Raw genomic sequence first — 279 nt, forward strand, 5'->3', positions numbered from 1 at the left:
TACATCCTATCCTATTGAATTAGGTACTCGCCATCCGCTTTCACTCGTAAAGAAAGAAATCTGCGACATCTTCGGACGCTTAGGATTCAGCATTGCTGAAGGACCGGAAATCGAAGACGACTGGCATGTATTCTCTTCTTTGAACTTTGCAGAAGACCACCCTGCCCGCGACATGCAGGATACTTTCTTTATCCAACATAATCCGGACGTATTGCTTCGTACACACACTTCTTCCGTACAAACACGTGTCATGGAGAATCAAGAGCCTCCTATCCGTAT

General features: G+C 45.5%; 1 protein-coding gene. It reads left to right on the top strand.

From position 1 onward, the window contains the following. Positions 1-279, top strand: a 279-nt coding sequence (locus tag QWY29_RS20305; protein WP_439117463.1) for a tRNA ligase subunit PheS family protein, incomplete at both ends; no start/stop codon positions are given.

Origin of the sequence: Nocardioides abyssi (assembly GCF_030412915.1) — a bacterium.
Lineage (GTDB): Bacteria > Actinomycetota > Actinomycetes > Propionibacteriales > Nocardioidaceae > Nocardioides > Nocardioides abyssi.